General features: G+C 73.1%; 26 protein-coding genes. 9 read left to right on the top strand and 17 right to left on the bottom strand.

All coding sequences use genetic code 11. From position 1 onward, the window contains the following. Nucleotides 1–171: 171 nt before the first annotated feature. Nucleotides 172–1,617, top strand: coding sequence for an NsdA family TPR-like regulatory protein (locus tag AC060K_RS13500; RefSeq protein WP_483765910.1), 1,446 nt, complete (start codon nucleotides 172–174; stop codon nucleotides 1,615–1,617). A 9-nt stretch (nucleotides 1,618–1,626) separates the two neighbouring features. Further along, nucleotides 1,627–2,100, top strand: a complete 474-nt coding sequence (locus tag AC060K_RS13495; protein ID WP_483765909.1) for an NUDIX domain-containing protein — start codon at nucleotides 1,627–1,629, stop codon at nucleotides 2,098–2,100. On the opposite strand, the gene AC060K_RS13490 is transcribed toward AC060K_RS13495, so the two are convergent. The 5 genes from AC060K_RS13490 to AC060K_RS13470 form a co-directional block, all read right to left on the bottom strand. Beyond that, nucleotides 2,083–2,865, bottom strand: coding sequence for a class I SAM-dependent methyltransferase (locus AC060K_RS13490; RefSeq protein ID WP_483765908.1), 783 nt, complete (start codon nucleotides 2,863–2,865; stop codon nucleotides 2,083–2,085). The genes AC060K_RS13495 and AC060K_RS13490 overlap by 18 nt on opposite strands. Then, nucleotides 2,862–3,701 carry a hypothetical protein gene (locus AC060K_RS13485; RefSeq protein WP_483765907.1) on the bottom strand — a complete coding sequence of 280 codons (840 nt, stop codon included), beginning with the start codon at nucleotides 3,699–3,701 and terminating at the stop codon, nucleotides 2,862–2,864. Before AC060K_RS13485 ends, AC060K_RS13490 begins: the two co-directional genes overlap by 4 nt. A 321-nt stretch (nucleotides 3,702–4,022) precedes the next feature. After that, nucleotides 4,023–4,478, bottom strand: coding sequence for a cytidine/deoxycytidylate deaminase family protein (locus tag AC060K_RS13480; protein ID WP_483765906.1), 456 nt, complete (start codon nucleotides 4,476–4,478; stop codon nucleotides 4,023–4,025). Further along, nucleotides 4,475–5,143, bottom strand: a complete 669-nt coding sequence (locus AC060K_RS13475) for a RibD family protein (protein WP_483765905.1) — start codon at nucleotides 5,141–5,143, stop codon at nucleotides 4,475–4,477. Before AC060K_RS13475 ends, AC060K_RS13480 begins: the two co-directional genes overlap by 4 nt. A gap of 42 nt (nucleotides 5,144–5,185) precedes the next feature. Further along, nucleotides 5,186–5,695 carry a mycothiol transferase gene (locus AC060K_RS13470; RefSeq protein WP_483765904.1) on the bottom strand — a complete coding sequence of 170 codons (510 nt, stop codon included), beginning with the start codon at nucleotides 5,693–5,695 and terminating at the stop codon, nucleotides 5,186–5,188. Nucleotides 5,696–5,981: 286 nt separating this feature from the next. Here AC060K_RS13470 and AC060K_RS13465 point away from each other — a divergent pair, with 286 nt between their 5' ends. Then, entirely contained in the window at nucleotides 5,982–6,695 is a 714-nt protein-coding gene (locus tag AC060K_RS13465; RefSeq protein ID WP_483765903.1) for an MBL fold metallo-hydrolase, read from the top strand. A gap of 8 nt (nucleotides 6,696–6,703) precedes the next feature. On the opposite strand, the gene AC060K_RS13460 is transcribed toward AC060K_RS13465, so the two are convergent. Continuing rightward, nucleotides 6,704–7,903 carry an MFS transporter gene (locus AC060K_RS13460; RefSeq protein WP_483765902.1) on the bottom strand — a complete coding sequence of 400 codons (1,200 nt, stop codon included), beginning with the start codon at nucleotides 7,901–7,903 and terminating at the stop codon, nucleotides 6,704–6,706. Between the two features lie 40 nt (nucleotides 7,904–7,943). On the opposite strand from AC060K_RS13460, the gene AC060K_RS13455 reads away from it, so the two are divergent. Then, complete coding sequence (locus tag AC060K_RS13455; protein WP_483765901.1) at nucleotides 7,944–8,555, top strand: HAD family hydrolase; 612 nt, start codon at nucleotides 7,944–7,946, stop codon at nucleotides 8,553–8,555. Nucleotides 8,556–8,632: 77 nt separating this feature from the next. On the opposite strand, the gene AC060K_RS13450 is transcribed toward AC060K_RS13455, so the two are convergent. The 4 genes from AC060K_RS13450 to AC060K_RS13435 form a co-directional block, all read right to left on the bottom strand. Continuing rightward, a complete protein-coding gene (locus AC060K_RS13450) occupies nucleotides 8,633–9,499 on the bottom strand; it encodes an ester cyclase (protein ID WP_483765900.1) in 867 nt (288 codons plus the stop codon). A gap of 44 nt (nucleotides 9,500–9,543) precedes the next feature. After that, nucleotides 9,544–10,836 (bottom strand): MFS transporter, encoded by a 1,293-nt coding sequence (locus tag AC060K_RS13445; protein ID WP_483765899.1) that lies wholly within the window; start codon nucleotides 10,834–10,836, stop codon nucleotides 9,544–9,546. Nucleotides 10,837–10,993: 157 nt separating this feature from the next. Beyond that, entirely contained in the window at nucleotides 10,994–11,878 is an 885-nt protein-coding gene (locus tag AC060K_RS13440) for a DUF3626 domain-containing protein (protein ID WP_483765898.1), read from the bottom strand. Between the two features lie 31 nt (nucleotides 11,879–11,909). Further along, on the bottom strand, nucleotides 11,910–12,617 hold the full coding sequence (locus AC060K_RS13435) for a GTP pyrophosphokinase (RefSeq protein ID WP_483765981.1): 708 nt from the start codon (nucleotides 12,615–12,617) through the stop codon (nucleotides 11,910–11,912). 147 nt (nucleotides 12,618–12,764) lie between these two features. Here AC060K_RS13435 and AC060K_RS13430 point away from each other — a divergent pair, with 147 nt between their 5' ends. Further along, a complete protein-coding gene (locus AC060K_RS13430; protein WP_483765897.1) occupies nucleotides 12,765–13,769 on the top strand; it encodes a hypothetical protein in 1,005 nt (334 codons plus the stop codon). Nucleotides 13,770–13,788: 19 nt separating this feature from the next. Here AC060K_RS13430 and AC060K_RS13425 read toward each other — a convergent pair whose 3' ends face one another. The 5 genes from AC060K_RS13425 to AC060K_RS13405 all read right to left on the bottom strand — a co-directional run bounded on the left by AC060K_RS13425 (nucleotide 13,789) and on the right by AC060K_RS13405 (nucleotide 18,446). Further along, on the bottom strand, nucleotides 13,789–14,412 hold the full coding sequence (locus AC060K_RS13425; protein WP_483765896.1) for a response regulator: 624 nt from the start codon (nucleotides 14,410–14,412) through the stop codon (nucleotides 13,789–13,791). After that, entirely contained in the window at nucleotides 14,409–15,713 is a 1,305-nt protein-coding gene (locus AC060K_RS13420; RefSeq protein WP_483765895.1) for a sensor histidine kinase, read from the bottom strand. Before AC060K_RS13420 ends, AC060K_RS13425 begins: the two co-directional genes overlap by 4 nt. A gap of 4 nt (nucleotides 15,714–15,717) precedes the next feature. Beyond that, a complete protein-coding gene (locus AC060K_RS13415) occupies nucleotides 15,718–16,470 on the bottom strand; it encodes an ABC transporter permease (protein ID WP_483765894.1) in 753 nt (250 codons plus the stop codon). After that, the gene (locus AC060K_RS13410; RefSeq protein ID WP_483765893.1) at nucleotides 16,470–17,390 is read right to left on the bottom strand and encodes an ABC transporter ATP-binding protein; all 921 of its coding nucleotides are present in this window, start codon (nucleotides 17,388–17,390) and stop codon (nucleotides 16,470–16,472) included. Before AC060K_RS13410 ends, AC060K_RS13415 begins: the two co-directional genes overlap by 1 nt. A 96-nt stretch (nucleotides 17,391–17,486) precedes the next feature. Further along, the gene (locus tag AC060K_RS13405) at nucleotides 17,487–18,446 is read right to left on the bottom strand and encodes a GGDEF domain-containing protein (protein WP_483765892.1); all 960 of its coding nucleotides are present in this window, start codon (nucleotides 18,444–18,446) and stop codon (nucleotides 17,487–17,489) included. A gap of 181 nt (nucleotides 18,447–18,627) precedes the next feature. Between AC060K_RS13405 and AC060K_RS13400 the strand changes: the two genes are divergently transcribed. Then, nucleotides 18,628–20,295, top strand: coding sequence for a hypothetical protein (locus tag AC060K_RS13400; RefSeq protein WP_483765891.1), 1,668 nt, complete (start codon nucleotides 18,628–18,630; stop codon nucleotides 20,293–20,295). A gap of 81 nt (nucleotides 20,296–20,376) precedes the next feature. Then, nucleotides 20,377–22,008: a family 20 glycosylhydrolase gene (locus tag AC060K_RS13395; RefSeq protein ID WP_483765890.1), complete on the top strand. Its 1,632-nt coding sequence runs from the start codon at nucleotides 20,377–20,379 to the stop codon at nucleotides 22,006–22,008. A 106-nt stretch (nucleotides 22,009–22,114) separates the two neighbouring features. Here AC060K_RS13395 and rsmI read toward each other — a convergent pair whose 3' ends face one another. Continuing rightward, the gene (gene rsmI / locus AC060K_RS13390) at nucleotides 22,115–23,062 is read right to left on the bottom strand and encodes a 16S rRNA (cytidine(1402)-2'-O)-methyltransferase (protein ID WP_483765889.1); all 948 of its coding nucleotides are present in this window, start codon (nucleotides 23,060–23,062) and stop codon (nucleotides 22,115–22,117) included. 33 nt (nucleotides 23,063–23,095) lie between these two features. Between rsmI and AC060K_RS13385 the strand changes: the two genes are divergently transcribed. Continuing rightward, the gene (locus tag AC060K_RS13385) at nucleotides 23,096–24,847 is read left to right on the top strand and encodes a dolichyl-phosphate-mannose--protein mannosyltransferase (protein ID WP_483765888.1); all 1,752 of its coding nucleotides are present in this window, start codon (nucleotides 23,096–23,098) and stop codon (nucleotides 24,845–24,847) included. Between the two features lie 55 nt (nucleotides 24,848–24,902). Here AC060K_RS13385 and AC060K_RS13380 read toward each other — a convergent pair whose 3' ends face one another. Then, nucleotides 24,903–25,502, bottom strand: a complete 600-nt coding sequence (locus tag AC060K_RS13380) for an isochorismatase family protein (RefSeq protein ID WP_483765887.1) — start codon at nucleotides 25,500–25,502, stop codon at nucleotides 24,903–24,905. A gap of 94 nt (nucleotides 25,503–25,596) precedes the next feature. On the opposite strand from AC060K_RS13380, the gene AC060K_RS13375 reads away from it, so the two are divergent. Next, complete coding sequence (locus AC060K_RS13375; protein WP_483765886.1) at nucleotides 25,597–26,808, top strand: PQQ-dependent sugar dehydrogenase; 1,212 nt, start codon at nucleotides 25,597–25,599, stop codon at nucleotides 26,806–26,808. Nucleotides 26,809–26,908 lie beyond the last annotated feature (100 nt).

Raw genomic sequence — 26,908 nt, 5'->3', positions numbered from 1 at the left:
ACGTGCTCGCTCAGGCAAGAGCGTGGTGGGGTTCTTGCTCGGCTGAGTCGTCGCAGAATGCCGCCCGGCATTCTGCGACGAGAGCCCGCGTCGAAGGGTTCGTGGTTACTACGCTGGTCACGGGACCGAACGATCGGACAAGCCTGAACAAGGCCAGCGTGGGGGGATGCTGTGGCCAACGATCTGCTGCGCCGACGCCGTGAGGCGATCCCATCTCCGTCGGGCAGCGGCCTGTCGATGACGAGGGCCGAGCTGGCAGAAGCAGTGAACCAGTACGTATGGAACACCACGGGCAAGCCGGTCTGTCTTGATGCTGAAACGCTCGCGCGGTACGAGCGCGGCCAGATCCGCTGGCCCGGCAAGGTCTATCGCGCCGCACTACGCACGATCCTCAAGGTCGATGCCGATGCGGATCTCGGCTTTCACCCCACGAGGCGGGGCCGCGCTGCCCGGAATGCCATTGAGATGGTGATGACCGACAGCGCCGCCGTCAACGAGGCACCAGCCGAGACGGACCTCGGCGTGATATTCGCCGACGACCTTGACGACGCTCGTACGACCGCGGTCGGCCTGTGGCGATTTCAGGCCACAAACCCTGATGCGGTGAGTGCTCTTCCGTTTGTACGCGCGGCAGCAGCCGAGGCCGGCTGGCGATGGCGTCTCGATCCCCGTGACGTCACAGCCGCTCACCGCGGTCAGCGTCGCGTCACTCTCGCCGACGTCGAGCTCCTGCGCGCTTGCCAGAAGCGGTTCGTGAGCATGGACCGTCGCCAAGGCGGCCATGCACGCGTCCAGGTGACGAGATGGCTACACCGTGAAGTCGAGCCGATGCTTCACGGAACGTACACCGACCGTGTGGGCCGGCTGCTCTTCGCCGCCGTCGCTGAACTGACCAACCAGGTTGCCTTCATGAGCTTCGACGCCGGCGACCATGGGATCGCCCAGCGGCACTTCATCCAGGCGCTGCGCCTGGCCAAGGCAGCAGACGATTCCGGTCTCGGGGCTCACATCCTGGCCAACATGTCCACCCAGGCCGTTTATCTCAAACAACCGAGAGAAGCGGTCAGGCTTGCCCGCGCAGCGATCGACAGCGGGCAGGGGCGACTACGCCGTCCGGTGATGGCGCGGCTGCACAGTGCTGAGGCGGGCGCCCATGCACTGGCCGGTGACGCGCGTAGCTGCGGTACCGCACTCTGGCGGGCTGAACAGGGTGGCTCTGATGTGGCCGAGCAGGACCAGCCATCATGGGCTGGTTACTTCACTGGCGCCCACCTCGCGGGCACCGCTGTCCGCTGCCTGGTGGACCTGGGACAGGTGAGAGACGCGTTGGGCTACGCCGATCAGGCTCTCAACCTCGGCGAGGGAAGCGTCCGAACGCGAGCCTTGCACACGGCCCTGATCGCCGGCATCTATGCATTAGGGCACGCCCCTGAACCCGAGTATGCGAGCGAGCTCGGCAGCCGCGCGTTGCAACTTGCTCGAGGTCTTCGGTCGCGCCGGGTCGCCGACCGCATGGCCGATCTCGTACGCCAGGTCGGTGCATACCGCGGCATCCCTTCCGTTGACGAGTTTCTCGAGCGTGCCCGTGGGTACGCCGCCTTGACAGGCCGCAAGTAGGCTCGACGGATGGTATGGGTCGAACCGGCAGAGTGGTACGCCCAACTAGCGGTGTTCCACTCGGCGGCCGCGCTGTTCATCACGGATGTGAGCGACCGAGTGTTGCTGGTCAAGCCCACCTATCGTGACCATTGGTCTATCCCGGGTGGCTACGTTGACCAGCAGGAAAACCCGAAGGTTGCGGCGGAACGCGAACTGCGCGAGGAACTTGGGCTCACCGTGCGGGCGGGGGACTTGCTCGTCGTCGACTGGGCGTCGCCTGCGGGGCCGAGGTCACGCGCGTTGGTCAATTTCATCTTCGACGGCGGTCAGATCGCTGCTAGCCGCGACATCGTCCTTGATCATGAGGAGCTCGAAGGGTTCGGCTTCCATACGCCTGAACAGTGCCGGGCGCTGCTCCCGCCACGGGTGGCCCCTCGGATCGAAGCCGCACTCGCAGCCCGCCGCACCCGCTCTACGGGCTTCTTAGCCGACGGCGTGTGAAGGCCGCGCTTCCCCGTTTGCGTGAGCGACCATGATCGCAGTTGGCCCGATGACGGGCTCCCCTCGCCGGCTGAGGTGGTCGAAGGTCTCGACTACGGAGAACCCGGTCCGCCTCAGTGCATGGCCGAGCGCGTCGAGGTCGTGAACTCGGCGCACAAGACGGTCGGTCTCCGTGGTCCCGTCGGGCAGATCCCACGTGCGGATCGTGGACGCAAGGCACGTGGAAGCGCACCAAGAGGTCTCGACGGCGACGTCGGCCGTGCCACCTGGAACCGTGATCGTCTGTTCGGAACGGCCCACCCGGGGCGGCGTGACCAAGGTGCCCAGGATGAGAAGCGTTCCGATGCCGGCATGGGCGGCGAATGTCTCGCAAGCCGCGGAGAGCTCATCGTCCGTGTGCAGGTAGGCGAGCGTGTTGCCGAGGCAGGTGATCAGGTCGAAAGTCCGTCCCGCCCGGTATCCGAGTAGGTCACCGACCTCAAACGCGGACCGCGGGTGGTTGCGGCGCGCGTGGTCCACGAGCCGGGGCTGGACGTCCACGCCGAGGTAGGCGATGCGGCGAGGCAGCGCTCCAGCGAGCAACCCGGTCCCGGAGCCGAGGTCGATCAGCGTCGGTGCCGGCGAGTGGCAATAGTCGGCCGCCAGCGTAGCCACGAGAGTCGAGGCGTCTGTCCCGCCATCGTCCAGGAAGTCGTGCAGGCCGGGGTCTCGGTACAGCACGTTTCCAGCGGCGAGGGACCGCGCACGCAGGGTGCTGGGATTCATTGCAGACTCCTGAGGCTGAGCTCGAGCGTGATGGCGTCTGCCAGGCGAGGATCGCGCTGTCCGGTGCGACGGAAGGCGTCAACCGCGGAGGCGATCCCAGCCTGATCGATCCAGCCGCCATCGGCGAGCAGCGACTCGCGGCACATCGACTCCAGCACTGGCAGCCCGTTGGCGCGGAAGCCTTCGTCCATCAGGCCGAGGAAGCTTTCGGGTCGTGACGGGTAGGCGACGTCCCGCGGTAACCCGGCGGCTGTCAGCCGCTGTCGGAACAGGTGCTTGTCACGCCGGAAGGGCACTGGCAGCTGCTCTGCGAATCGTCGGACGAGGGGATGCGCGAGCGGGGAAACGGGCCAGATGCCCGCGTCCAGATAGGCGGCGTTGTGGAGCGTGAACGAGTGCAGGGCGGGAATCGGAACTGCAGAGACTGGCGCCGCGTCGTCCTCCAGGTCGTCAAGCGCACTGTGTGCCTTCGGGCCGAGCCAGGCTGGTGGCGGGACCTCGGGACCCTCACCGACGGTGGTCCGTTCGCTGAGACGTAGCGCGTTGACCTCATCCCCTCCCAGCCCCAAATACACGACCGCGGCTCCGGTCGAGGCGATGCGGTCGCGCAGTGCGTCAAATACCTCCCGGTAGTAGGCGGTTCCCGGGTCGTGTGGGCGCCGTCGTGCGGCTACGTCGAACGGCAGGTGATGGGCGGCGTAGACGGTCTGATTGCGCGCCCCGATATGACGGACAAGAGCTGTTCGGCGCCGACGCTGATGACGGCCGGTTGAGCCGGCGACCTCGATACCCGCGGTATGCACGGTTCCGTGGACAGCTGCGGCCGTCAGAAGCACGTTCGCGGAGTCCGCGCCGCCGGACAGTTCTGCTGCTGCGCCGCCTGCGGGCACCGGAAGGCGCCGGGCCACGTGGTCCAGGACAGCCTCGGCATTCTGTGTGCCTCCGGGAGCCGTGCACGGAGGCCGCTCAGCCTGGTCCGCATGGTTGCCGCGGCGCTGTTCGCCGCCAGGCAGCCTCCCCGCCGGCGAGAACAACCTTGTGCAGGCAACCGGCCGTGGTTGCCTGCACAAGGTTGTTCTCGACCGACGACGCGCCCCCGGGAGGCCGCCCTCGTGGCGCCTGGGTGCGCCGGCCCGCGGTCGCGGCGGGCCGCGGCCTCAGCCCAGCAGGTGCCGGTTCGGCTCCCGGGCGGCGTCGGCCAGGTCGTCGAGCTGGAGCACCTCGCGACCGGCGGCCAGCAGCGTCTCCGCGCCGACGCAGTCGACGAACAGGTCCGGCTCGCGCCACGCGTAGACCACCCGCGGGATGCCCGCGTCGAGGATGTGCTGCGTGCACGTGACCGGCCGCGAGGCCCGGGTGCTGCATGGTTCGAGCGACGTGTAGATCGTCGCGCCCGCGAGCCGGTCCCGGTCCGCGGGGGCCACGGCGGCCAGCGCCGCCTCTTCGGCGTGGTCGTGCGGGTCGGTCATGCGGGACCAGCCCTCCGCCAGGACCGTCCCGTCCCGGTCCACGAGCAGGGCTCCGACAGAGAACGCCGTGTCCGACGGCGGGCAGCGCCACGCCAGGTCCACGGCCCGCCGGAGGAACGCACGGTCGACGTCGGGCACGCTCATGCTGCCGGAACGTAGCGCAGCAGGACGCAGTCCCCGAGCGGGCGGGCCTCGGCGAGCGTCATGGGCCGGCGCGGGAACGAGCCGGGGTGCACGAACCGCGGCGCGTCCGCGTCGCCCACGAAGAACGGCGCCAGCACCAGGTGCAGCTCGTCCACGAGCCCCGCGGTGAGGAACATCGTGTGCACCGCGCTTCCCCCTTCGACGAGGAGCCGCTCGACCCCGCGCCCGGCGAGGTCGCGCAGCAGGGCGGCCGGGTCCACCTCGGGTCCCAGGGGGACGACGACGGCTGCCGCCCCCAGCCTGCGCTCCAGCCCCGGGGCCGCAGCATCGGTGGTGTAGACGACCTTGTCACCCTCCCCGGCCGTGAAGAACCGCGCGTCCGGGTCGAGGTCACCGCGCGCGGTGAGGGTGACCTTGAGCGGCGACGCCACCCGGCCTTGGGCCAGGCGCTCGGCCCGGCGCTCGGCGGACCGGACCAGCAGCCGGGGGTTGTCGGCCCGGACCGTGCTGGCGCCGACGAGGATGGCGTCCACGCCGGCCCGGACCTGGTCCACGCGGTCGAGGTCCTCGTCGTTCGACAGCATGAGGCGTTCCGCCGAGGCGTCGTCGATGTAGCCGTCGAGCGAGGCCGCGACGGACAGCAGCACGTACGGACGTTCACTCACACAGGGCTCCCGGCTCGGCGACGGCTCCGACGAGCATGCCCGTCATCGCCGTCTCAGCACCAGCCCGCGCACGAGCCCCGCCTGCCCGGCGTGCTGCAGATCGTCGCCGATCACGCTGACCAGCCGCACGCCGAGCGTCACCGGCGGGTCCCAGGAGGTGTCGACGACCCGGTCGAGGTCGGCGTCGGACAGGCCGGCGACGTACCGGACCGTCCGGTCGTGCACCGCGTGGTGATACCCCCTGAGCAGGTCGGAAGGCGCGCGAACAGCAGCGACGTCGTCGGGCGAGTGCCCGTACCCGGTGTCCGCAGGCGGGAACGGGAGCGCGAACCGCTCGTGCCAGCCGTCGTCGGTCCAGGCCTGGCCGGTCCCGGCGACGTCGGCCACGTGGTCGTCCTGCACCCGGGTCAGGTGCCAGACGAGCCAGGCGACCGAGTTCGCCGCGTCGTCGGCGCGGTAGGCGAGCTCGTCCTCGGTCAAGCCGTCCACAGCGCTGGCCACCACCTCCCGGATCCGGCCGAACGCGTCCACGAGCAGGTCTGCGCTGCGCATCCCGACGTCCCTTCCCGAGCCTCGGCGTTGGTCCCTGCCACGATGCCACGGCGACCGGCCGGTCACCGCCCGGTGGGCGGCCGATGCCGGTCGGGCGCCGGTCACGTCTTGTCGGAACCGGGCAGGTCGTCGCCCTGGCCGACGGCGGTCCGGGTGCGGTCTGTCGTGTCTCTCATGCAGCCCAGACGCTCGACCAGCCCGGATGTCACGGCACTTTTCGCCCGTTGCCAGGACCGGTCCTCTCCGACCCGTGACCTCGGGCGGCGACCCTCGTACTGTCGGTGGTGTGGCTGACCTGCTCGAGATGGCACCGTCCCTGTACCGGCTGAGGATCCCCGGCGAGGGGGCACACCTCCTGAACTGCTACGTCTGGCTGGGGCCCGACGACGGCGTGACGCTCGTCGACACCGGCTGGGCCGGGAGCGCCCCGGTGGTCGAGGAGGCGCTGACGGCGCTCGGCCGGACGCGTTCCGACCTCCGGCGCATCGTCCTCACCCACTTCCACGAGGACCACGCGGGGAGCGCCGCCGAGCTGGCCCGCTGGTCGTCGGCCGAGGTGGTGGCCGGGGCCGACGACGCCCCGTTCGTCGAGGGCCGCCCAGGCCCGCTGCCCCGGCTCACGCCGGGGGAACGGCAGATCCATCCCGAGAGCGACGTTCCCCCGCAGGGACCGCCGTGCCGGGTCGACGTGCGGGTGTCCGACGGCGACGTGCTGGACTTCGCCGGCGGCGCGCGCGTGATCTCGGTGCCGGGCCACACGCCAGGCAGCGTCGCGCTGTACCTGCCCGCCGTTGACGCGCTCCTGACCGGCGACGCCGTCGCGGAGCTGAACGGCGAGGTGATCCTGGGCGTCTTCAACACCGACCGCGCCGAGGCGGTGCGCTCGCTGACGAGGCTGGCGGACACAGGGGCTCAGGTGGCGGGCTTCGGTCATGGTGAGGTCGTCACGTCGGGCGCCCATGAGCGGATCCGGACGGCGACCGACCCGTTCGCGGAGTAGGCGGCTGGTCAGCGTTCCCGGTGCCGCAGGACGAACGGCAGGAGGCCCACGGCCAGGAGGCCGCCGCCCAGGGCAAGCGCCGTGTACGAGGCGCCCGCGACGACGACACCCGACAGCCCGGCGCCGCCGGCCCCCGCCAGCGCGACCAGGACGTCGATGTTGCCCTGCACGCGCGCCCGGCCGTGAGCGGGCAGGTCGCGGCTGAGCAGGGTGGTGCCCGAGACGAGCCCCAGGCTCCAGCCGAACCCGAGCAGGCCCAGCCCGACCGTCAGGGCCCACACCGCGCCGCCCGGGGCGAGACCCGCCACGAGCCCGGCGGACAGCAGCGTGGCGGCCGCGAGCCCGGCGACGAGGCGTGCGCCGAACCGGTCCACCAGCCAGCCTGACAGCGGCGACGGCAGGAACATCGCCGCCACGTGCACGGCGATGACGATGCCGATCGCGGCGGTCCCGTGGCCGAGGTGCTGCAGGTGGACCGGGGTCATGGTCATCACGGCGACCATGACCACCTGGGTCACGACCATCACGGCCGCGCCGAGCCGCACCCCGCTCGGCACGCGGGCCGGGGGAGGAGCGGAGGCTGCGCCGTCGTCGGCCACGGGCTCGCCCGCCCGGGAGAGGACCAGCGGGTCCGGGCGCAGCAGGACGAAGAGGACCAGCGCAGCGGCGCCGTAGGCGACCGCCGCCAGGCCGAACGGCCCGGCCAGCCGGGGGATGCCCCACCCTTCGGCCAGCGTGCCGGTCACCGCGACCAGGTTGGGCCCGGCGACCGCGCCGAGGGTGGTCGCCACGAGGACCGTCGACACGGCGCGGGCCTTGCGGTCCGGGGTGGCGAGGTCGGCGCCCGCGTAGCGCGCCTGGAGGCTGGTCGCGGAGCCGGCGCCGTAGACGAGCAGCGCCACGAACAGCAGCGAGACCGAACCCACCACTGCGGCGACCAGCACGCCCAGGGCACCGGCACCGCCGGCGGCGTACCCCAGCACCAGGCCCGGACGTCTGCCGGACCGCTGGGAGACCCGGCCCACGACGACCGCCGCCCCCGCCGACCCGATCGTGAACAGGACGCTGGGCAGCCCGGCGAGGCTGGTGGTGCCGAGCATGTCCTCGGCCAGCAGGGCGCCCACCGTGATGCCGGCCGCGAGGCCCGCCCCGCTGAGGACCTGGGCCAGGACGAGGACGGTCAGGACCCTGCGCTGCTCGGAAGGCATGAGCCAGCGTAACGCGCTCCGACGGTGGCAGACTCCCGCCATGACGATCCGCCATGTACTCCTCGACGCCGACGGCGTGGTCCAGAGCGTTCCCGGCGACTGGTACGGGCTCATGGAGCCGTACGTCGGCGACCGGGCCCGAGAGTTCTTCCGGGCAGCCTGGAGCGAGGAGCTGCCCATGCTGTCCGGGCAGGGCGGCGACTACCTCCCCGTCCTGGCGGCCACCCTGCGCGACTTCGGGGTCACGGCACCGGCGGAGCAGGTGTACGCCGCGGTGTGGCACCAGATGGAGGTCGACGCCGCGTCCGTCGACCTGATCGGCCGGCTCCGCGGCGCCGGGTACGGCGTCCACCTGGGCACCAACCAGGAGCGGCGACGCGGTGCCTACATGAGGTCCGTGCTCGGGTACGACGACCTGTTCGACGTGAGCTGCTACTCGTACGAGCTGGGGATCGCCAAGCCGGATCCCGGCTTCTTCCTGGAGGCCGCGCGGCGGATCGGTGCCGACCCCGCCGAGGTGCTGTTCGTCGACGACACCGAGCGGAACGTCCTGGGGGCCCGTGCCGCGGGGATGCCTGCGGTGCACTGGTCGCTCCCCGTGGGGCACGAGGCGCTCGCGGCGCTGCTGGCACGGCACGGTGTGGCTGCCTGAGTCGATCGCGGCGAGAACAACCTTGTGCAGGCAACCAGCCGCGGTTGCCTGCACAAGGTTGTTCTCGGACCGGGAGGTCAGCCGGCTGCCGGCGCCAGGCCCAGCTGCTGGGCCGCCCACAGGCTGTCGGCGTTGGCCCAGTACTCGGCGAGCAGGCCGTCGGCGATCCGGAGGGTGTCGGTGCCGTCGAACACGATGCGGCGGCCCACCGCCTCCGGAGCGGTCCCGGGGATGCCTCCGGCGTAGGTGCCCTCTGCGTGCCAGCGGACGGTGACGAACGGGCCGTCCACGACGGGACCCACCTGGATCGTGAACTCCAGGTCGGGCAGGGCGGCCCGGATGCCCGACACCCACGTGCTCAGGTTCTCGCGGCCCTGGGCGTCGGCGGACGGCCCGCCGAGCAGGGGCGCGGCGTGGGAGACGAAGTCCTGGTGCACGGTGCGGTCGGTCAGTGACAGGTCGCCGTTCCAGATGGCGGCCCAGGCGGTGACGAGCTCCTCGGGGGTCTGTGGCTGGGCCGCGGGCCGGGACTCTCCGTGCGGGCCGGGCGCGGCGCTGCCGGTGTACTCGCCCAGGTCGGAGACCAGCTGCGTGAGGTGGGCGTCGGAGTCGTACCGGCGCTGGTGCAGCGCGGCGATCTTGGCGCCCATCTCGGGGTCGAGGTCGTCGGTGATGTCGAAGGACATGAACTTGTCGACGAGCGGCAGCCCGATCCGGTCGGTGTTCTGGTGCGCGGGGTGGGTGAGGTACTCCCAGTAGCCGTCGAGGTCCTCGATCTCGAACGTGGCGCCCCACTCGTACTCGCCGCCGTGGTCCCGGCCCACGACGAACGACCTCACGGACGGGATGACGCGCCCCTGGTTGCGCAGGCTCTCGAGGGCCTCCTTCAGCAGCTCGGGGGAGGCGTCGGGCTTGATGGTGAAACGGTTGCCGTGGATGATCATCGATCTGTCCTTTTCGTGTGATGGTGCGAGGGTCAGGAAGGGGGTCAGTGCTGTCGGGCGTGGCGGGCGGCTGCCTGGAGAGCGGCCCCCGCGAGGGCTCCGACGAGTGCGGCGGCTCCGGCGACGGTGAAGGTCCCGGCGGTGCCGGCCACCGCGACGACGGGGGCCGCGACCAGCGGCGAGACGAACTGGCCGAGGAAGATGCCCGTCACGAGCCCGGCGAGTGCCCGCCCCCGCCCGGCCGCCGGGACGAGCTCGCCCAGGCGCAGGTTGAGGTTCGGCACCACGAGCCCCGCGCCCAGGCCGCCCAGGAGCAGCCCGCCGACGACGAGGCCGGGACCGTTCGCGACGCCGACGAGGAGCCAGCCGGCCCCGAGCGCCGCGACACCGGCCCAGGTGATCGCCGACGAGGAGAGCCGACGGCGCACCCGAGGGAAGGCCAGTGCGCCGGCGAGGCTTGCCAGCGTCGAGGCGGCGATCGTCAGCCCGACGACGGCGGGTCCCGCGCCGCGCTCACCCAGGAGGAAGGGAAGCTGGGTGGGTGCCATGAAGAAGACGACGGTCGCGGCAAAGGCGAGGAGGTACGTCCCGGCGACGCGCCGGGTGGCCGACGGCGTGAGCCCTGGGACGGGAGTGTCGCCCGGCGCGGGACGCGCCGACCGTGGCTCCCGGACGAACAGGAGCACGCCGAGCGCCACGACCACGCTGATGCTGTAGATCCAGAACGGAGCACGCCAGCTCAGGCTGGCGAGCAGTCCCGCCGCAGGAAGGAAGACGACGCCGCCGAGGCCGGCGACCGCCTGCTGCAGGCCCAGGTAGGTGGCCCGGCGGGGTCCGGCGAACCAGTCGGTCAGGGTGGCCGTGACCGCCGTCGTGACAGCCGCGACCGCGAGGCCCAGCAGCACGCGGGTGGTCAGCAGCATCGGCAGGCTGGTCGCGACGTACCCGGCGGTGCCGGCCACCGCGTACAGCGTGAGCCCGCCGAGGAGCACCGGTCGTCGTCCGGCACGGTCGGCCAGGATCCCCGCGAAGGGGGCGCCGACGGCGATCGCCAGCGAAGTGATCGTCAGTGCCAGCCGGACGGACGCCTCTGCGGCGGCGGTCCCGCCGAACGCGTCTGCCATGCCGGGCAGGCTGGGGGAGATGATCGCGGCGGCCATGATCGTGAGGCTCGCCGCTGCGAGGACCGCGCCGCGAGCGGCCGTGGACGGGCCTGTGGCGTCGACGCCGGGAGCGAGCCGGGGGTCGGCTGCCGGACCGAGGGCCGGCGCGAGCGGGGCCGTGGCGAGCGGAGCCGTGGCCGTGGCCGGGACGGTCGCCGTCGTGGTCGGGTCCATATCGGTCCTTTCGTGGTCGTGAGGTGCGGATGTCAAGGAAGGAGTGATTAGTCACTCACTCCCTGATCCGTGATGCGCCGACCTGGTCTGCTCCGGTGTGAGTGACTGTATAGTCACTCCCGTGCCCGGCGCAACCCCCGGTGTCAAGCACGCTCGACTACCCGGTGTGGCCCCAGCGCGCCACGTGGTGCCACACCTTCTTGAGGTCCTGCGGGTCGTGCCGGCCCGAGCGTACGGCGTCACCGACGACTCGCGCATCGAGCCACCCGTCCACCGCGACGGACCGGCCCACCTCCACGACGTGCGGCCCCCGGTAGTCCTCGTGGAGCGCCAGCTCGTCGACGTGCAGCCGGAACCCGTGGTGCCATTCGACCGGGACGCCGAGTGCCCGTGCGTCCGCCTCCACGTCGGTGCCCGCGTAGCAGGGGTCGAGCACCAGGGCCGCCACGTCGGCCGGCGCGAGCGGGCCGTGGACGTGCGCCTCGACGTAGTCGTCGAGCAGGTCGCGCGACCCGGCGGCGTCGTCGGCCTCTGCCAGCGCGAGGAGCGGAAGGCTCGCCGCGGTGCCCACGTCGTCCGGCTCGAACACCGAGTCCGGGTAGCAGAACGTCGTCCGGGCGAGGACCGCCGGGACGAGCCGCAGGTGCGCCGAACCGAACCGGACGGCCCCGCCCGCCGGCCGGCCGCGATGGTTCAGCGCCCCGTACTTCGGCCGGTACGACGGCGGCGCGTCGTCGTACACCCCGCCGAACAGGCGCTGCTCCCACCGCCACCTGTCCCCGCCCGGGTGGGCGGTCAGGCCGCCGTTGCTGGTGCCGGTCTCGAACTGGCTGCGCCAGGCGCCGTCCGCGGCGAGACGCCGCAGGATCGGCTCGCCGCCCGCGAGGCGGTCGGGATGGAAGTGGACGGTCACCGGCATGGCGGGATCCAGCGGCGGCCCGACGGCGGTCCGGCTCGCCACGTGCGCGACCGCCCGCTCCCAGCGCTCCGCGTGATCGGTAGTTCGGTGCGTGTTCGGCAGCTCGAACTGCCGATAACGCACCGAACTACCGATCACACGGCCGTCATCGCGCTCAGTCCTTGCGCCGCGCATCGTCGAACGCCTCGGCCGTGCGCCAGAAGTCCCGGAGCATCTCCTCCGGGCTGAGGAGGCCGTCACGGTGGCCGACCGGCTCCTCCACGCCCGCGATCGCCTTGACCTCCTCGTGGATGTGCTCCATCGAGGTGTCGAGGGACCAGGCGACGTCGGCGGCGAGCTTGAGGGCGTCGGTGAGGTGACGCGGAACGTCGCGGTGGTACCGGTAGTAGATCTTGTGCTCGAGGCTGGCCCAGAAGTCCATCGCGATGGTGCGGAGCTGGATCTCGACGATCACGTCCTCGACCCGGTCGGACAGGAATACCGGCACCTGGACGATGAGGTGCAGCGACTTGTAGCCGTTGGGCTTGGGACGTGCGATGTAGTCGCGCTCCTCGAGGAGCGTGAGGTCGGCCTGCTTCACCAGCATGTCGCGCACGCGATAGATGTCGGTCACGAAGCTGCAGGTCACGCGGACGCCGGCGATGTCGAACAGCTGGCCGCGGATGCCCTCCGGCGTGAGCGGGATGCCCTTCCGCCGGCACTTGGTGATGATCGACTCGAACGACTTGAGCCGGGAGCCCACGTGCTCGACCGGGTTGTAGTTCTGCATGTGGCGGAACTCGTCCCTGAGGATCGAGATCTTGGTCATGACCTCGTCGATCCCGAACTTGTACGTCATGGCCATCCGCCGCAGGTCTCCCATCAGCGCCCGGATCTCGGCGGGGTCGGGCGCGGGGTGGGTCTGGGGCGGAGCCTCGTCGGCCTGCTGGTTCACGCGTCCACCGTACGGGTGCGGCGGCGTGCGGTCATCCCTCCGGCGCGCCGTGCGGCGTCGTGTCAGGCTGGACGGGTGAGCGCGGACGAGCCGGTGGACGTGGACGCGCTCCTCGACGCCCTCTACGCGGGGCCTCTGGACGAGTTCGTCTCCGGGCGCGACGCCGCCTCCCGGAAGGTCGCGGCGGGCGGGGACCGGGTCGGCTCCGAGCGCCTCAAGAAGGTGCCGAAGCCCACGGTCGCGGCCTGGGTCGTCAACCAGGTCGCGCGCGAGCACCCGGAGGAGGTCGCGGCGCTGGCCTCGATCGGTGACGAGCTGCGCGCCGCGACGTCGGACCGGGACCGTGGCCGGATCAAGGCGCTCGACCGGCTACGGCGCGAGCGGACGGAGTCCCTGGTCGGGGAGGTCCGCGACGCGGGTGAGGTGGGCGGGCGGCCGGTCTCGGCCGGCGTGCTCGACCGGCTCGCCGAGACTCTCACGGCCGTGGTCATGGACCCTTCCGCCGCGGCGGTGGTGCGCGCGGGACGCCTGTCGCACGCGCTGCAGCACGTGGGCTTCGGCGTGGTGGACGAGGAGGGCGAGCCGGCGGACGTGGTCGCGCTGCGCGCCGGGGTGGCGGAGGACGACGGCGGTGCCGGGCCGCCGCGTCGGTCGAAAGCCGCGAGGTCGGTCGATCTACCGACCGACGCTGCGACAGGGAGCCGACCCGGCGAGGCCGACGCCGACGCCGACGCCGACGCCGACGCGACAGGCGACGCCCTGGCCGCGGCGGAGCGCGAGGTCGAGGAGACGTCAGCCGAGGTGGACGCGCTCGAAGCCCGCCACGACGAGGCAGAGACGCAGCTGCGGGAGGCGAGCGCCGCCGTCGGGCAGCGGGAGGAGGAGATCACCCGGCTGGAGGCGGAGATCGAGCGGCTCGCCGCCGAGCGCGACGCCGCCCGCGAGGCGCTCGCCGCGGAGCGTGACGCCGAACGGACGGCCCGCGAGGCGCTCGAGGAGGCGGAAGCCGCGCTCGACGACGCCGAGGAGCGCGCCGCGGAGGCCCGCAAGCGCCGCCGCGCAGCGAGAAGGGCGCGCTGACCCGAGCGCGGGCAGGGAGTCAGGGGAGGAGGCCCCGCCGGTACGCCTCGCCCACCGCGGCCGCCCGGTCGCGGACGCCCAGCTTGTCGTACACGTGCAGCAGGTGCGTCTTGATGCTTGCCTCGCTGATGAACAGCTTGCGGGCCGCCTCGCGGTTCGAGGCGCCGTCGGCCACGAGCCCGAGCACCTCGAGCTCGCGCGCCGTGAGCACCGGTCGCTGGCGGGGCCGCTGCGCCTGCACCATGAGGTGGCCTGCCGCCGACGGCGCCAGCACCGCCTCCCCGCGGTGCGCCGCCCGGACTGCGCGGAGCAGCTCTGCGGTGTCCGCGTCCTTGAGCAGGTAGCCGGTCGCCCCGGCGGCGACGGCGGGCAGCACGTCCGTCTCGCTGTCGAAGGTGGTGAGCACGAGGACCCGCACGGCCGGCGCGCGCTCACGGAGCAGCGTGATGGCCTGGACCCCGTCCATCTCGGGCATGCGCAGGTCCATGAGCACGACGTCGATGTCGCCGCGCACCGCCCGGTCCACCGCCTCGCGCCCGTTGGCGGCCTCGTCGACGACCGTGATGTCCGGCTCGTCGGCGAACGCGCCGCGCAGGCCGTTGCGGACCACGGGGTGGTCGTCGGCCACGAGGACGCGGATCATGCGGCATCTGCGGTGGCGGGCGCCGCTGCGCCCGACGTCGGCACGCTCGCGCTGACGGCGGTGCCCTCGCCCGGCGCCGTCTCGACGGTGAGGGTGCCGCCCACCCCGGCGACGCGCTGCGTCATGCCGTGCAGCCCGAAGCCCGTGCCCGGGGCGGCATCGTGGCGTGGTGGATCGCCGAGGCGGAAGCCCCTGCCGTCGTCGCGCACGTCCAGCAGCACGACGTCGCCCAGGTAGCTGAGGGTCACCCCCACCCGCGAGGCCTCCGCGTGCCGGGCCACGTTGGTGAGCGACTCCTGCGCGGTGCGGAACAGGGCCACCTCGGCAGCGGGCGTCAGGGACACCGCCTCGCCGGTCACGTCGACGGTGGCGGGGATGCCGCTGTCCGCGGACCAGCGGCGGGTCAGGTCGGCGATCGCGTCGGGGAGCCGGGTGCCCTCGAGCTGCCGGGGCCGGAGCGCCTCCACGGACCGGCGCGCCTCGGTGAGCGAGTCCTTGGCGAGGCCGAGCGCGCGATCCACGTGCGGCCGCGCCCGCTCGGGCGAGTGCCACACGCGCTGGGCGGCCTGGACCTGGGTGATGATGCCGGTGAGGCCCTGGGCGATCGTGTCGTGGATCTCGCCGGCCAGCCGCTGCCGCTCGTCCAGGCTGCCCGCCTCCCGGGCCTGGGCGAGCAGCTGCGCGTGCAGGCCGGCGTTCTCCTCGAGCGCGGCCTGCAGGCGGCTCACCGCCTCGCGCATCTTGCGGTGCTGCTCCAGGCCCTTCTCGGAGAAGAAGATGCCCCCGCCGTTGGCCAACGTCTGGATCGCGACCACGCCGACGAAGGGCCCGATCGAGGCCAGGTCGGGCTCGAGCTCCCACGTGGTCCCGTGGATCGCCAGCGAGGTGCCCAGCACGCCGGCCATCGTGACCGGCCAGGGCCGCAGGTACTTCGCGTGGAAAAACCCCGTCACCCCGAACAGCAGGTAGGTGTGGTCCCGGAGCAGCAGGGCGACGGCGAGGACGAGGAAGCCCACGAAGTAGACGAGCATCCGGCCGGGGCTGCGCCGCGCGGGCGCCACGCGGGTGTGCATGAGGAACACCCACGTGGCGGTGAGGGCGGCGAGCCCCAGGGTCATGAGCCGGTCGACGGGGTCCTGCCGCACGGCCGTCTGCTCGAGGACGACCGACAGGACGAGGAAGAGCCACGGCGCCGCCGTCAGGGCCGCCTCGTACCGGGCGTCGGAGTCGGACGCGAGGAGGGCGTCACGCCACGCGCCCAGCCCGCTCCACCGCTCGTCCATGTCCCTCCCCGCGCTCACGTCCTCACTCCCAGCGGAACAGTCGTGCCGCCGCGCCGCCGAACAGGACGGCGACCAGCACCATAGCGCCGAGCTGGGCCAGCTCCGGGCGTCCCGTCCCGGTCCAGGCGTCCAGGAGCGCCTGCACGCCGGGCGGCGTCCACTCGCCGACCACGAGCAGCGGCTCCGGCAGGATGAACCGCGGCACGTAGACGCCGCCCGCGAACATGGCCAGCATGAAGGCGACGGTGGAGAGCCCTGTGGCGGCCCGGGTGGTCGGCGCGACGGCGGCGATGAGCATGCCGATCGCGAGCAGCGACACGAAGCCCACGAGGAACGCGAGGGCGAGCCAGCCGGGGCTCCGGGGGAGGGGCACGTCGAGCACGAGGTGACCGACCGCGACCACGATCACGCCCGACACGACCGCGGCGGCCAGGGCGATCAGGAGCTGCGCCACGAGGAGCTGGGACGGGTGCGCCGGCGTGGTCGCCATGCGGCGCAGCACGCCCTGCTCGCGGTACGCCGCGATCACCGTCGGGATGTGCTGGAGAGCGATGACCACCAGGGCGAAGACGAGCGAGGTGGGCGCCCACTGGTCGATGAACCGTTCTCCGCCGAAGTCCGGCGACGGCTCGCGCAGCGTCGGCACGGCGCCGAGGAGCAGGAGGAGGCCCGTGGGGAAGGCGATGCCGAAGAACACGGACAGCGGCTCGCGGAGGAAGAGCTTGCCTTCCACGGCGATCGTCGCGGCCAGGGGACGGAGCCAGGGGGTGCGCATCAGCGGGTCTCCTCGTGGTCGAACCGGCGCCCCGTGAGGGCGACGAAGGCGTCGTCGAGACCGGCCTGCTCCACACGCAGGTCCAGTGCGACGACCTGGTGCCGCGCCAGGAGCGACGTCACGGCGTGCAGGAGGTTGCCGGTCCCGGTGACCTCCACCTGGGGCCCGTGGTGGTGCACCGCGGTGACCTCGGGGAGGGCGACGAGCAGGGCCTCGTCGAACGGCTCCGACGGGCGGAACCGGACCCGCTGGCCGGCGTCGGTCTGGTGGATGAGCCCGGCGGGCGTGTCGAGCGCGACCACCCGTCCGCCGTCGATGACGGCGAGACGGTCGCACAGGCGCTCGGCCTCGTCCATGAAGTGCGTGACGAGCAGGATCGTGACACCCGAGCCGCGGACGTGCTCCACCAGGTCCCACGTGTCGCGGCGGGCCTGGGGGTCGAGGCCTGTGGTGAGCTCGTCGAGCACCGCCACCTGGGGCCTGCCCACCAGCGCGAGCGCGATCGACAGCCGCTGCTTCTGGCCGCCGGACAGCTTGCCGTAGGGCGCCTTCCGCTTCCCGGCCAGCCCGAGCACGTCGAGGAGCTCGTCCGGGTTCGCTGGATCGGGGTAGTACGACGCATAGAGGTCGAGCGCCTCGCCCACCCGCAGCTTGTCCGGCAGGGCGCTCTGCTGAAGCTGGACGCCGACGCCACGCCGTACCGCGGAGCGGTCGCGCTGCGGGTCCAGGCCGAGCACGGACACGGTGCCGCCGTCGGGCTCGCGCAGCCCCACGACGCACTCCACGGTGGTGGTCTTGCCCGCGCCGTTGGGCCCGAGGATCCCGAAGATCTCCCCGGGCTCCACGGAGAAGGACACGTCGTCCACGGCGACGACGTCGCCGTAGCGCTTGCGCAGGTGTGACACCTCGATGATCGGCATGCCCCGAGCCTGGCGGAGGCGGGTGCTCCGGCGGATCGACCGTACGGATGCGGGAATGGCGCATCCGCGTATCCACCGATCGGCGGATACGCGAGGTCACACCCTGATGCCGCGCGCATCCACGGACCGCAGCCGGGTCTCGGCCTCGCGGACCAGCTCGTCCGGGTTGGCGGCCCCCCGCACCGACCAGACCACCGACGAGTACACCGACGGCCAGGCCGACACGGGCACCGCGCCGGACGGGGACTCGAGCGCCGCGAGCACATGCTGCCGCAGGGCCTCGGCGGACGCGGCGGCCTGGATGTCGTCCATGGGCGGCAGGGTTGCGAGGACGGCGAACTGGTCGCCGTCGACCCGGCCCGCCTCGCACCCCCGCGGAAGGCAGGCGACGAGCCGGTCGGCCAGCTCGCAGAGCACCGTGTCACCGGTCTCCTGGCCGTGCCGCGCGTTGACGGCACCCAGGCCGGACACGTCCAGCAGGACGACGACCACCCGCGTGCCGCTGTGCACCACCATCTCGCACCGCCGGGTCAGGGAGTCCCAGGTGAAGGTGCGCGTCCGGAGGCGGGTGAGGGGGTCGCGGGTCGAGCGCTCGGCCAGCGAGCCGACGAGCGCCCGCACGAGCTCCGCCGTGCTCGCGTACGCCCACTGCGGGCCCTGGACCAGCACGTCGTCGTACTTCTGCTCGCCGGACCGGGCCATCGCGCGCGTCGCCACCTCGGAGACGGGGAACGCCGGGTCCACGACGAGCGGCGACCAGTCGGTGACGGCCGACGCCGGACGGCGCTCCAGCACCGCGCGCCCGTACCCGAGCCGCCCGGTCAGGGCCGTGGCGAGGCCGGCACGGGTGATGAGGCCGATGCGCGGGGCCGCCTCGTCGTCGAACACCGCCACGGAGGTCACCTCCGGGCTGCGGAAGATCACCTCGAGCTGGCCGACGGGCATGCTCGACCCCACGACCATGATGGGGCGAGCGAGGTCGGCGACCACCCCCGCGAGGGGCGCGCGACCACGGCTCGCCGTATGCCGGGCTACCTGCGCGAGTTCGTCATGCACACGGTGAAGTGTGCCCGCACTTTAGGGGCTCATCGGCGAAATCGCACGGGATTCCCCTAATGTTCATTTTCCGGTCACCAATTGGTCTTTCATGTGCTTCGGGCATCTGATGTTCTGGGCGAATTTCACCCATTTGACCAGCGCGTTTCGAGGATCCACGCCGATGCGGGAGGATAACCCCGTGGATCCCCGGAAAGCCCGATTCGTACGAATGTCGGCTGCGCTGCCCGTCTCCATGCTGACGATCGCCGCGCTGGCGCTCGGGGGGTGTGCCGTGCGCGTCGCCGACAGCGAGGAGCCCGGCACGGCCGAGGAGGTCCTCATCCGTGACCTACCCCGGCATACGGTGGTGCTCGGCTCGACCGACCCCGCCGAGCTCGCCCTGACGGCCGTGCAGACGTTCTTCGAGGCCGCCCCGGTCGTCGTGGTGTCCGACGCTACGGACCCGTCCGCATCGACCGCCGCCGCGGCCCTGGCCGTCGCCCTGTCCGTGCCGGCCCTCCTCGAGGGCGGTGGCATCTCGGGCGACGGCATCGCGGAAGAGGTGCGACGGCTCGGCGCCGAGGTGGTCGTCGCCGTCGGCGAACCGGGGGCGGCGACGGCCGACGCCCAGGAGATCGCCGAGGCGGCCGGCGCCCGGGTGGTGCCGTTCGAGACGAGCTCGCTCGACGCCGCGGCCGCAGCCGCAGCGCTCGGCGAGCTGGACCCGCTGCCCGAGGCGGACGCCGAGCCCGCCGTGGCGGTCTCGATCCCGGACCCGTCGCGCCTCGACGCCGACGACGTGGCCGACCTGCGGGCACAGCTGCCTGACCTCGGGACCGCCTCCACGCTCAGCGAGGTGATGGCGCTCGTGGATCCGCGAGAGGGCCAGGAAGCGGCGATCGGCACGGTGATGGCCGCGGGCGCCGTCCCGTTCATGGTCCCCGGGTCCGACCCCGGGGCGAGCGAGGAGACCGTCCGCCTGCTCGCCGACGCCAAGGCGCTCGGCGTCGTCGGCATCGGCGCGAGCTTCGGGAGCGACGAGGAGTTCGCCTGGCGGGTCGCCGCCGCCGAGTCGGGCGTCACGCTGCCGACGGGCTCCCAGCACGTGTTCCCGGCCCGCTACGTCTCGACGTCGTACACCGTCCCCCTCACCAAGGCCGGGACTCCGGCCGAGACGCCCGACGACGTCGTCGCCCAGGCGGCCGAGAAGGCGGACGCCTTCCGGGCGCCCGGTTCCCCGGCGGCGGCCGACGGCGTCCTCGTGGTCCCCGTCGTCGAGGTCGTCGCCGCCGCGCGGTCGTCGTCGGCCGGGTCGGACGGCGACTACGTGACCGAGCAGCCGCAGGCCGCGCTGCAGCCGGTCATCGACGCGGCGCGCGCAGCGGGCCAGCTCGTGCTGCTCGACGTCGCCCCCGGTGACGTGCCGCTCGTGGAGCAGGTGCGCGAGCTCGAGCCGCTCCTCGCCCAGCCGGGCGTGGGCGTGTCGCTCCACCCCGAGTTCCGGATCGCGGGTGCGGGGGCCGCACGCGCCGGGCGCGTGGACGTCGCCGAGCTGCAGGAGGTCGTGGACTATCTTGCTGGGGTGGTTACAAATTCCGAGCTGCCCCAGCTGCTGCTCGTCGTGCACCAGTCGCAGGCGTCGTCGGTCACCGGCCGCGCGACGCTCGCCCTGCGCCCGCAGGTCGCCACGGTGTTCACGGCGGCGGCTGCGGGCAGCGGACGCGCCACGGCCGGCGGCGTGTGGGACGACGTGACCACGGAGCTCCCGGAGGGTGCGCGGTCCGGCTGGGCCGCTCCCTCCGCGCTCCCGGACGACGTCATGACCATCTTGCCGACCCCCGCCCCTGACCTGGTTGCGGCACCCTGACCCCGGCCGACCACCGACGCTCGCCGACCTCCTGAGCGCCGCCCGACCGCGCGGCGCACCGCCCCAACGAAACGAGGCCACATGACCACCGACCGGTCTGACGCCCCCCTCCACGCCGTCATCCCCGCCCCGCTCGCCGTCGAGCCGGCCGACGGCGCCCCCGTCTCCCTCGGCGCCGTCGTCGTCGCCGCCCCGGACGAGCGGCTCGGCGCCCTCGCCGCGGAGCTCCTGGAGTCTGCAGGCAGCACGGTGCTGGCCGAGGGCGACGGCACCGCCGTCACGCTGACCCTCGACCCGTCCGCGGGGCCTGTCGGCTCGGAGCATCCCGAGCGGTACAGCCTCGTGGTGCGCGACGGCGCCGTCGCCGTCACCGCCCCCGAGCCCGCCGGCCTGCTCCACGGGGTGCGGACCCTGCGACAGCTCGTGTCCGCGGCCACGGTGGACCCGGCCACGGGCGACGTGGGGGAGGCCGCCCCCGAGGTGGCCGCCGTCGTCGTGCACGACGCCCCGCGCTTCGCGTGGCGCGGCCTCTCCGTGGACGTGGTGCGGCACTGGTTCGGGCCGCAGGACCTGCGCGCCGTCGTGGACCTGGTGGCCTCCTACAAGATGAACCGCCTGCACCTGCACCTCACGGACGACCAGGGCTGGCGCCTCGAGATCCCGTCGCGGCCCGAGCTCGTGGAGCGCGCGTCGCAGAGCCAGGTGGGGGGCGGCCCCGCGGGCTACCTCACCGTCGACGAGTTCCGTGCGCTCCAGGAGTACGCGGCCGAGCGGTTCGTCGTGGTCGTGCCCGAGGTGGACGTGCCCGGGCACGTGAACGCCGCGACGCACGTCTACGGCGAGCTGACGCCGGACGGCACGCCCACCGACGTGTACGAGGGCATCGAGGTGGGCTTCTCCCGGCTGCACCTGGACCTCCCGGCCACCGAGCCGTTCCTGCGCGACGTCTTCACCGACGTGGCGGCCCAGACGCTGGGTCCGTGGGTCCACTTCGGCGGCGACGAGGTGCTCACCATGGCGCCCGACGAGTACGCGGGCTTCGTCCGGCTGTGCCAGGAGATCCTCATCGAGGCGGGCAAGACGCCCGTCGCCTGGCAGGAGGCCGCGGGTGCCGCCCACGGTGACCAGGCCGCCGCCGAGGCGGCGGCTGCCGCGGGCGCCGCTGCCGCGGGGGCCGTCGAGGCGGGCGGGGTGCCCGTCGCCGCCGTGGCGCAGGCCGTCCTGCGCGACGTGGAGGAGGCGCACGACGCCCCCTCGTTCGTGCGGCCCGGCACCGTGCTGCAGTTCTGGGACGTGCGGCCGGACCCGGCGCCGTTCCTGCGCGCCGCCGAGGCGGGGGCCCGGTTCGTGCTGTCGCCCGCGACGCGGTGCTACCTCGACATGAAGTACACGCCGGAGCACCCGCTCGGGCTCAGCTGGGCCGCTTTCGTGGAGCTGCGCGACTCGTACGACTGGGACCCCGGCCAGGCGATCGCCGGGCTGCCCGAGTCGGCGGTCGAAGGCGTGTCCGCCGCCGTGTGGACCGAGACCCTGGCGACCCGGGACGAGCTGTTCTCGATGCTGCTGCCCCGGCTGGCCGCCGTCGCCGAGGCGGCCTGGTCCGTGGAGGACGCGAAGGACTGGGAGTCGTTCCGCGAGCGCGTCGTGACCGAGGCGGCGGCGTGGCGGCGCGACGGGGTGGCCTTCCACCCGACGCCGCAGGTGGACTGGTAACCACCCGCAGGGTGGTGTGCGCGCCAGACTGCTTCCAGGTCGCTCCAGCGGGTGCTGAACGGCCCTGGAAGCAGTCTGGCGCGTATCTCTGTGTCGGCAGAGGAGCTCAGCGCGCCGCCAGCGCCGCCGCGTAGAGGTCGCGCTTCGGCACCCCGGCTGCCTCCGCGACGGCGGCCACCGCCTCCTTGAGCCGCTCGCCCGCGGCGACCCGCTCGAGCACGTCCCCCACGAGCTCCTCGGGCGACGCCGCCGCTGCGGGCGGGGCTCCGGCGACCACCACGCAGATCTCGCCGCGGAGGGCCCGCTCGCTCGCCTCGGCGGCCAGCGTGGAGAGCGGCCCGCGCAGCACCTCCTCGTACGTCTTGGTGAGCTCGCGGCAGACCGCCGCCGGGCGGTCGGCGCCGAACGCCTCCGCCATGGCGTGGAGCGTCTCGGCGATGCGGTGCGGCGCCTCGAAGAAGACCATCGTGCGCGGTTCGGCGGCGAGGCTCGCGAACATGCGGGACCGGTCGCCCGCCTTGCGGGGGGCGAACCCCTCGAACGTGAACCGGTCGGTGGGCAGGCCGGAGAGCGCCAGGGCGGTCAGCACCGCGGACGGCCCGGGCGCTGCCGTCACCCGCACCCCGCGCTCGATCGCCCGGCCGACGACGCGGTAGCCGGGGTCGGAGACGCTCGGCATCCCGGCGTCGGTCACGACGACGACGGTGCCGCCGCCGTCCACCACGTCGAGCAGCTCGTCGGCCCGCGCCGTCTCGTTGTGCTCGTGATAGCTGACGACCCGGCCGCCCACCGTCACGCCCAGCCGGGCGGCCAGCGCGTGCAGGCGGCGGGTGTCCTCGGCGGCGACGACGTCGGCCGACGCGAGGAGCCGACGCAGCCGAGGTGAGGCGTCCTGGGCGTTGCCGATCGGCGTGGCCGCCAGCACGAGCGCCGCTCGCTCGGAGCCAAGGCCTCCGGCCGCTTCCTCGGGCTCCTCCGGCTCCGCGGGCTCCCCGGGAGCCGGAGCGTCGTCGTCGGGCACGGACGGTCCCGGGACCTGGGAGAAGTCGGTCATGGAACTCAGGGTCCCACGCCCTATGCTGGGCCGGTGCCTCAGCCTGACGCCGCAGCCCTGAGCTCCGCCGCCCCGGATCCCGCCGCGCCCGCGCCGCCGGACGACGCCGCGGCGCGCCCGCCGTCAGCCGACGCTCCGCCGGCGGCTCACGCCGACGGAGCCGAGGGCGAGCTCTCCACCCGAGACCGCCTCCTGCGTGACCTGCTGGGCCGCCGACGGGTCCAGCTCGGCACCCTCGCGAGCGACCGGTTCTGGGGTGTCTTCGGCGCGCTCCTCGTCACAGCGCTGGCCGCACTGGTGCGGTTCTACGAGCTCGCACGCCCGGGCAAGCTGGTCTTCGACGAGACGTACTACGTCAAGGAGGGCTACTCCCTGATGCGCCTCGGGTGGGAGGCGGCCTGGCCGGAGAACCCCAACCCGGCGTTCGAGTCAGGGAACGTGGACTCCTACCTCGACCACCCCGAGTACGTGGTGCACCCGCCGGTGGGCAAGTGGATGATCGCGCTGGGGATGCGGGTCATGGGCGGTGCCACCGACCCCACGGCCTGGCGGTTCGCCAGCGCCGTGATCGGCGTCATCGCGGTCCTGCTCATCATCCGCATCGCCCGCCGCCTGTTCGCGTCCACGGCGATGGGCCTGGTCGCCGGCCTCCTCCTGGCCGTCGACGGCGGGGCGATCGTGCACTCCCGCACGGGCCTCCTGGACCAGTTCCTCATGTTCTGGGTGCTGGTGGCGTTCGGCTGCCTGGTCATGGACCGCGAGTGGGCCCGACGGCGGCTCGCCGACCGCGTCGCCAGCGTGATCGACTCGGGCGGCATCGTGGGCCTGTACGGGCCACCGCTGGGCTTCCGCTGGTGGCGGCTGGCCGCCGCGGTGTCGCTCGGCCTGGCATGCGGCGTCAAGTGGTCGGGCCTGTACTTCGTGGCGGCGTTCTGCCTGCTCACGGTGGCGTGGGACCTCGCGGCCCGGCGTGCCGCAGGGGTGCGGCGCTGGTTCGAGGACGGCCTGCTGGCCGACGCCCTCCCCGCCGCCCTGGTCATGCTGCCCACCGTGGCCCTCACGTACGTGGCGACGTGGACCGGCTGGTTCGCCACCGACAAGTCCTACATGCGCACCTGGGCCGCCGACACGGGCGTGGCCACGCCGTCGTGGATCCCCTCCTGGGCCGAGGGCGCCTGGCAGGGCGGCCGCTCGCTGTGGGAGTACCACACGACGATGTGGGGCTTCCACACCACCCTCGAGGCCGAACACTCCTACGCCGCGCACCCCGCGGGCTGGATCGTGCAGTGGCGGCCCACGTCCTTCTTCTGGGAGCGGCCCGAACCCGGTCAGGGCGGCTGCCCCGCCGACGCCGTGGAGGCCTGTGCAGCCGCCGTCACCTCGCTCGGCAACCCGCTCCTGTGGTGGCTCGCCGCTCTCGCGATCCCGGTCGCGGTGGGCATGATCGTGCAGTTCTCCGACTGGCGCGGCCTGGCCGTCCTGACCGGCACCGCCGCCGGCTGGTTCCCGTGGTTCCTCTACTCGGCGCCGTTCGCCGACCGCACCATCTTCACGTTCTACTCGATCGTGTTCACGCCGTTCGTGGTGCTCACGCTCACCTACGTGTTCACGGTGCTGCTCGAGGTGACGGAACGACGGCGCGCTCGCCGGGCCGTCGTCGTCGGGATCGCCGCGGCGCTGATGCTGATCGTGGCCGTGAGCGTGCTGTTCTACCCGCTCTGGACCGCGCAGCCGGTCCCGTACGAGTACTGGCACCGGCTGATGTGGCTGCCCACCTGGATCTGATCCAGCGCACCTCGGGCGGGGGTGCACGCCAGTCCGGCGTGCACCCGAGGTGCGCTCAGGCCGACGCCGAGTCCAGCAGCGCCACGCCCGCGGCCGCGAGCTCCACCCGTGCCTGCTCGCCCTGCTCGGGCGACACGGGGATCGTCAGGTCGGTGAGGACGCGGGCGTCGAGGCCGAGCCGCCGCGCGTCGAGCGCTGTGTGCTTGACGCAGTGGGACTCGACCAGCCCGACCACGTCGACGGCACCGATGCCCGACTCCGCGAGGATCGTGGCCAGCGTGCGCCCCGACTCGTCCACGCCGTCGAAGCCCGAGTACCCGTGCGAGTACTGGCCCTTCTTGACGCTCACGTCGGGCGCCAGGTCCGCGAGCGCCGGGTGCAGCTCGGCGCCGGGCGAGCCGGCGATGCCGTGCGGCGGCCAGCTGTCCACGAAGTCGGGGGTGTCGCTGAAGTGCTCGCCCGGCTCGATGTGCCAGTCCTGCGTGGTGACGACGGTCGCGTAGCGGTCGCGGTGTGCCGCGGCGTAGGCGGCGACCCGGTCGGCGACGGCGTTGCCGCCGTCGACCCCGAGCTCGCCTCCCTCGCAGAACGTGGGCTGGACGTCGACGACGATCAGCGCCCGCGCGGCGGGCTCCGTGAGGTCCGTGGAGTTCATGCCTCCACTCTGCCACCCAGCCACGACGCCGAGATAGTGACGTCGGCGGACGACCTGACTGTCTCGGCGGGTGGGGGTGCGCTTGGATGGCCGGGTGGACTCCTACCGCTCCGCTGCCCGACGCCGGTCGCTCGCCCTGGTCTGCTCCCTCGCCGGGGCGGTGCTCGCCCTGGGCGCCTGCACCGGGGGCGGCCCGGAGGCCGGCGTGGCCTCGCCCTCCGCGACCACCTCCCTGGGTGCGACGACGCCGGGAGGTGAGGCCCCGCCGTCGGGCACCGACGCCTGGGACGGCGAGGTGACGGCGAGCGTGGAGGTCGTGGCCGAGGGGCTGGACGTGCCGTGGGGACTGGCGGCGCTGCCCGACGGGCGGCTGCTCGTGACGCTGCGCGACGCCGCGCGGCTCGTGGTCGTGGACCCGGCGACGGGCGCGACCGAGGAGGTGACCGGACCGGGTGCCGACCAGGTCGCCGCCGAGACCCGGCCGCAGGGCGAGGGCGGGCTGCTCGGGGTGGCTGTGGACGGGGGGACGGTGTTCCTCTACCGCACGGGCGCCTCGGACAACGCGGTGCTGCGCGGGACGCTCGACGGGCTGGTCCTGGGCGCGCTGACGCCGGTGGTCACAGGGATCCCGAAGGCGTCGAACCATGACGGCGGGCAGCTCGGGCTGGGACCGGACGGGTACCTGTACGTGTCGACCGGGGACGCGGGGCTGCGGGACGCCGCGCTGGACCAGGCGTCGTTGGCCGGCAAGATCCTGCGGGTCACGGCCGACGGCGACCCCGCGCCCGGCAACCCGTCGCCGGGCTCGCCGATGTGGTCGTACGGCCACCGGAACGTGCAAGGGCTCGGCTGGGACGCGGGCGGGCGGATGTTCGCGAGCGAGTTCGGGCAGAACACGCTCGACGAGCTCAACGTGGTCGTCGGCGGGGCGAACTACGGGTGGCCGGCGGCCGAGGGGCCGTCCGGCTCGGGCGGGTACGCGGACCCGGTGGCGTGGTGGCCGACGTCGGACGCGTCGCCCTCCGGCCTGGCCGTGACCGACGAGGCGGTGTACCTCGCGGGGCTGCGCGGGGAGCGGCTCTGGCGGGTGCCGCTGCTCGGGACGCCCGAGGCGGTCGCGGCCGGGACGTCGCCGGGGTTCGGTACGCCCCAGGCGCTGCTGGCAGGGGAGCACGGGCGGCTGCGGGCGGTGCTGGCCGCCGGGCCGGGGGAGCTGTGGGTCCTGACCAACAACACGGACGGGCGCGGCGAACCGGGTCCGGGCGACGACCGTCTGCTGCGGGTGAGGCTTGCGCCGGTGGAGTGAGCAGGGCTGTGGATAACCGCCTGGCCGGGGGAGCGGTGGCTCTAGGATGGGTCGAGGCCGTCTCCGGCCCGCAACCCCCGAAGAATTGGAGCATCCAGCG

This window comes from Antribacter sp. NEAU-D49 (assembly GCF_057158775.1).
Note: the sequence above shows the minus strand (reverse complement) of the source record. Positions and strands in the feature narration are given on the sequence as shown.